At 51.3% G+C, this 4145-nt stretch carries 3 protein-coding genes; 1 reads left to right on the forward strand and 2 read right to left on the reverse strand.

Going from position 1 to position 4145, the window contains the following annotated elements; all coding sequences use genetic code 11:
- The first annotated feature begins 541 nt into the window (after window positions 1-541).
- The gene (locus tag H6A34_RS13830) at window positions 542-1831 is read left to right on the forward strand and encodes a histidine-type phosphatase (RefSeq protein ID WP_205105992.1); all 1290 of its coding nucleotides are present in this window, start codon (window positions 542-544) and stop codon (window positions 1829-1831) included.
- A gap of 162 nt (window positions 1832-1993) precedes the next feature.
- Here the strand turns inward: H6A34_RS13830 and H6A34_RS13835 are convergent, their stop codons facing one another.
- Together H6A34_RS13835 and gdhA are read right to left on the reverse strand one after the other, a co-directional pair.
- A complete protein-coding gene (locus H6A34_RS13835; RefSeq protein WP_021948421.1) occupies window positions 1994-2527 on the reverse strand; it encodes a septal ring lytic transglycosylase RlpA family protein in 534 nt (177 codons plus the stop codon).
- A 13-nt stretch (window positions 2528-2540) separates the two neighbouring features.
- Window positions 2541-3878: an NADP-specific glutamate dehydrogenase gene (gene gdhA, locus H6A34_RS13840; protein WP_205105993.1), complete on the reverse strand. Its 1338-nt coding sequence runs from the start codon at window positions 3876-3878 to the stop codon at window positions 2541-2543.
- Window positions 3879-4145 lie beyond the last annotated feature (267 nt).

Raw genomic sequence — 4145 nt, forward strand, 5'->3', positions numbered from 1 at the left:
CCCCACATGAGCATCGGCAACAACACCCCGGAGACGGCGCACGCCGGGAGCGGCGAACAAAAACGGCTGTGGAAAAGGAAAAAAACGGTGGGGCATGGAGGGAATGACAACGGAAGATAGTATCTTTGCCGCGATTTTGTCAGGCTGCCCCGCGGGGCAGCCTGACAAAGACCGGGAATGTAAAGTAAAGCAGCACATTTCCCGATGCGATGTCAACTATTCCAGTACCTCTATCCAGAGTGTGTAAAATAATGTAGTTTATTTAAACAAAAACTGTCAACCTATTTCAGGAAAAGACAGGTCGTTTTCTGGCGTTTTCCAAAAGACGGCCTTTTGGTCTGCGAAAGGCCGTCTTTTGCACGGTAAAATGCGGCCTTTTAGCGTGTAAAAGGCCGCATTTTGGAAAACAGCAGGTTTTCGTCAGATAGTAGGTTGGTGCAGGTTACAATTTTGTTTCGTCATTATTATAATGGCGAATGTTTCATTGCCGAGTGGCGGAAAATTCGTAATTTTGCCGCCGCTAACGGAAAAGTGTTACGATATGAAGAAGATTTTGTTAATAACCTTGTCGGCCGTGGTCTCGCTTACGGCCGTGGCCCAGAGTGCGTGGGACGAAATAAAGATGAACCCCAAGCTGGCGGCCGGCAAGTATATGGCTTATGAATATCCGGAGGATAAGGTTGTCGCGCCGCCCGAGGGGTATAAGCCGTTCTACGTGTCGATGTATGCCCGCCACGGCTCGCGTTACCTTACAGACAAGGAAAAATATGATTACCCGCTCGATATCCTCACCGCTGCCGACAGCGCAGGCAAGCTTACCGACGACGGCAAGCGGGCACTTGCCGTAATAAAGCGCCTGGCGGCCGAGGCCGAGGGGCGTTACGGCGAGCTTACCCCGAAGGGTGCCGCCCAGCACCGCTCGCTTGTCGTAGGCATGGTTAACCGCTGGCCGGAGGCGTTTGCTGACGGAACGCACGTTGACGCACGCTCGACAGTGAAGAGCCGCGCCTTCCTTTCGATGGCGGCGGGCTGCGTGGAGCTGGCCCGTATCAACCCGGAGCTTAACATTACGATGGACGCCAGCCTGCACGACGTGTATTACATAAAGTACAAGAACAAGGCATACGAGAAGCAGCACCTGGCCGACGCCGACGTCGTTTACCGCATGGCCGACAGCGTTTACGTTCATCCCGAAAGGCTGATGACCCAAATTTTCAATGACTCGATGTACGTAAAGCGCCGTGTTCCTGCACCGGTTGCGCTGATGCAGAGCCTTTTCGAGCTTGACGGAATAAGCCAGAGCAGCTACGATATGCCCGACCTGAAGTTCCTCTTCACCGACCGCGAGCGTTACGACCTGTGGCAGCGTAACAACTTTGAGTGGTATTACGAGAAGGGACCGTCGCCACTTAGCGATAAGGCGATGTATAAACTGGAGCGCAACCTGCTTGAGAACTTTGTGCTGACGGCCGATACCGTGATAGCGTCGGGCCGCACGGCAGTCACCTTGCGCTACGGACATGACACCAACCTTGCCCCGCTTGCGGCGCTTATGGGGTGCGACAAGCTGGCCGAACCGACGTCAGACTGGCAGCGGATAGCCGACACTTACCGCACGTATCGTATCATTCCGATGTGCGGCAACGTGCAGATGGCACTCTTCCGCAAGGCCGGCAGCGACGACATTCTTGTGAGGGTAATGTTGAATGAGCGTGACGTTACACTGCCGGTAAAGACCGACGTGGCGCCGTATTACCACTGGGCAGACCTGCGGAAGTACTGGATGTCGGTAGTAAACTCAATCACCCTTCCTGCTGAAAAGGCTAAATAACGTAACTGATTGATATTAAGTAAAACGACAAATGCCATCTTTTATAGTGTAAAAGATGGCATTTGTCGTTACCGTTTGCGGTATCCAACGATGTAAAATACTGCCCACCGTAGGTTTCAGGGTGCGTAATTTACAGATATAACGTCTTGTTGTATATTCTTGTTATTTGTTCCTCTTTCTGTTCCCGGCCGTGCGAGTGTGCCTTCTTTCGGGCCTGTTGATATGCTTTATGTCAAGCTTGTCGCCGGATTTCATCCATATCGGCGTACCGTCCTCATTCCTTTCGGTTATCTCGAAGTCAAGTTCCGGTGTGTCGGTAATGTCGTTAATCTTGAACGGTATGCCTTCTTGTGGCGTATATTTCTCGACCCTTACCATAGCTACGCCCGACGATACGATTCCTATTTGTTTTGCGGCGGCGTATGAAAGGTCGATAATCCTGCGGCTGCCGCACCTGTCAGTTACCTTCACTATTACGTCCTTGCCGTTTTTCAGGTTGGTAACTTTCAGCATTGTACCCAGAGGGTATCGTTTGTGCGCGCACGTAAGGCTGTCACGGTGGTAGCGGCTACCGTCGCTCATGCGCCTTCCATGCAGGCGGTTAGAATAATAACTGGCCATACCTTGCTCCTGCGCGGGGAGCAAAGTACAGCCAATTACACTGAAAAGGATTATGAGAAAAATTCTGTTTATCACTATATGTTATGGTTTATACTATGCCTTGGGCCATCATGGCGTTGGCAACCTTCATGAAGCCGGCGATGTTTGCGCCCCTTACATAGTCCACGTAGCCGTCAGCCTGGCGTCCGTACTTGACGCACTGCTCGTGGATATTGTGCATGATTTGGTGCAGTTTCTCGTCCACTTCGGCCTCGCTCCAGCTCAGGCGGATGGCGTTCTGTGTCATTTCAAGACCCGATGTAGCCACGCCACCGGCGTTTACGGCCTTGCCGGGAGCGAAGAGTTGCTTGGCAGCAACAAACTTTTGGACTGCCTCTTCGGTGCATCCCATGTTGGAAACCTCGGCTATGCAGATCGGCTTATTAGCCAAAAGCATGTCTGCATCCTCGCCGCTGACCTCGTTCTGGGTTGCGCACGGCAGTGCGATGTCGCACTTAACCTCCCACGGCTTGCGGCCGGGAACGAACTTAGAGCCTGGGAATTCGTCTGCGTATGGCTGGCAGATGTCGTTGCCGCTGGCACGAAGCTCGAGCATGTAATCAATCTTTTCGCCGCTTATACCGTCCGGATCATAGATGTATCCGTCAGGACCTGATATCGTGATGACCTTCGCTCCGAGCTGGGTTGCCTTTGTAGCAGCGCCCCATGCCACGTTGCCGAAGCCGCTGATTGCAACGGTCTTGCCCTTAATGTCGTGTCCGTGGGTCTGCAGCATCTGGTTTACGAAGTACAGGGCACCGAAGCCTGTAGCCTCTGGACGTATCTTTGAGCCACCCCATTCGAGGCCTTTGCCTGTCAGGACACCGCCCCACTTATGGGTAAGTTTCTTATACATACCGAACAAATAGCCTATTTCGCGTGCGCCGACGCCGATGTCTCCTGCGGGAACATCCTCGTCAGGACCGATGTGGCGGTACAGTTCAGTCATGAAAGCCTGACAGAAACGCATTACCTCAGCGTCGCTACGGCCTCTCAGAGAGAAGTCAGAGCCACCCTTGCCGCCGCCCATAGGCAGTGTGGTAAGCGCGTTCTTGAATGTCTGTTCAAAGCCGAGGAACTTCAGGATTGACAGGTTTACCGACGGGTGGAAGCGCAGACCGCCCTTGTATGGACCGATAGCGCTGTTGAACTGTACGCGGTATCCTATGTTGACATGTACTTCGCCCTTGTCGTCAACCCATGGAACACGGAACGTAACGACGCGCTCCGGCTCTACAAGACGTTCTATGAGCTTTGCTTTCTCAAATTCTGGATGCTGGTTGTAAACGTCCTTTATAGAAAGGAGGACTTCCCTTACGGCCTGCAAGTACTCTAACTCGCCCGGATGCTTTTGCTCCAGGTCTTGCATTATTTTCTCGACTTCCATAGTATAAGTTTTAGTTAAACTAACATTGTGTCATTCTTGTTCTGCAAATATAGAGTTTTCAAATGTAACTGCAAAGGAAAAATCCGATTATTTGCTTAACTGTACTTGCTTTTTGTAATTTTTCACAGTAGAAGAGATTTAAGAGGTGAAAAAGTGAAAGGGTTAAAAGGTGAAAAAGCACGGGAACTTAACTTTCCAAGTTATTGGATAAATAACAATCATGCTTTTTCACCTTTTAACCCTTTCACTTTTTCACCTCTTAAATCT

The sequence above is a fragment of the Marseilla massiliensis genome (assembly GCF_016899855.1).
GTDB lineage: Bacteria > Bacteroidota > Bacteroidia > Bacteroidales > Bacteroidaceae > Prevotella.